Here is a 1,359-nt window from a genome sequence, read left to right as displayed (position 1 = left end):
CCCCCCGGGGAATCATGTCAAGATGCCCGCGTGGTTTTCTTCGTGGAATCATTTGATAATGCCCGCAGGGATGGTTGGTTCTTGGGGCTTTGCTTTGCTGTTGTCAGTGTCAGCAGTTCGCCGGCGAGGCTTTGGATCTGGCGTTGGATGGCCGCTGGATTTAAGGGTTTGTTCTCTTTGGCCAGTTTCGTCTTGACGGTTTTCTTCACGGTTCCCGTGTCGGCCAGGACTCGTTGGTACGGGGTGGCCGGCAGGTCGTACCTCTTGGTGATCTTCGCTCCGGTGCGGATCTTCTTGACGAGTTTCTGCTGGGGGCCGAAGTGGTTCGTCAGTAGGCGTTGAAGCGCCCAGATCCGGTTCAACAGCTCCAGCTCCGCCGCCGTGTCGTAGCGGTGGTAGCCGACGGTCTGGCGGACGATGTGCCAGTTCTTTTGCTCCACATGGGCGCCGTCATTCTTGTTCCCGGACCGGGACCTGGTGAACGTCAAATTTTCCTGTTCGCACCAGCGGAACAGCTCCCAATTGATGAATTCGCTGCCGTTATCGCTATCGAGGCCAAGGATCGGAAACGGGAAGGCAGCGGTGGCGTCCTTGATGGCTGCGAACACCCATTTCTGGGCCTTGTTCTTCACCGAGCGGGTCTCGGTCCACCCCGTGGCGATGTCAGTGATATCAAGGGTGAAGCAGAATTCGCCCTTTGAATTGCCGCCCTCATGGCCGACCAAATCGATCTCGACAAAACCCGGGACGGCGTCGTCCCATTCGGCCCAGGTTCGCATCGGAATGGAGTCCTTCAACAAGGTACCGGGCTTGGTGTGCGAGCGTCCCCGCGGGTCAAGTTTGGCCCGGTCGCCTTTGAGCCGCCGGTCGATGGTGGCCGGGGCAATCCGCAACAACAACTCGGCCGTCGCGTCATCGATGCCCAGCTCCTTGAACCGGCGCAGCCGCGGCACAAGATCCGGCAGGGCCGCAGCCAGCAGCCGCCCGCAGGGGGTGCCCTGAACGGCCCAGCAGAACCTCAGCGCCTCAATGACGGCCTCACCGTACAGCGGCGGCCGGGGAGGCCGCGGCTTGACCACCTTGAGCACCAGGGCCTGCCGCAGCGCCTTCCGGGCATGGTCGCGATGCCAGTGCGTCAGTGCGCATAACTCATCCAAAATAGCCTTCTTGGCGTCCCGGTTCGATCGGGCATACCGGAGGGCGGCGGTTTTCGTGACTGCTCTACGCTGACTCATCGAAAGCTCCATGGCTCACAGTGCCCCGCCAGCAGCTGCCAGCGCGGCAGACGCGCCGCTACGCGGGCACTACCAAATGATTCTTCGATAGCAGCTACGCGGGCATCTTTGATGAGTCAACGCG

Annotated in this window: 1 protein-coding gene; it reads right to left on the bottom strand. The window is 61.3% G+C overall.

What is annotated here, in order from left to right:
* Nucleotides 1-17 precede the first annotated feature (17 nt).
* Nucleotides 18-1,235: an integrase catalytic domain-containing protein gene (locus CVV68_RS22915; RefSeq protein ID WP_110503280.1), complete on the bottom strand. Its 1,218-nt coding sequence runs from the start codon at nt 1,233-1,235 to the stop codon at nt 18-20.
* Nucleotides 1,236-1,359: the final 124 nt, after the last annotated feature.

It is taken from the genome of Arthrobacter livingstonensis (genome assembly GCF_003219815.1).
Lineage (GTDB): Bacteria > Actinomycetota > Actinomycetes > Actinomycetales > Micrococcaceae > Specibacter > Specibacter livingstonensis.
This window is presented reverse-complemented; position numbering and strand designations above follow the sequence as displayed.

Excerpts from the sequence above, each read along its gene's own strand:
- CVV68_RS22915 (WP_110503280.1), bottom strand. The coding sequence starts at position 1,235 with ATGAGTCAGCGTAGAGCAGTCACGAAAACCGCCGCCCTCCGGTATGCC.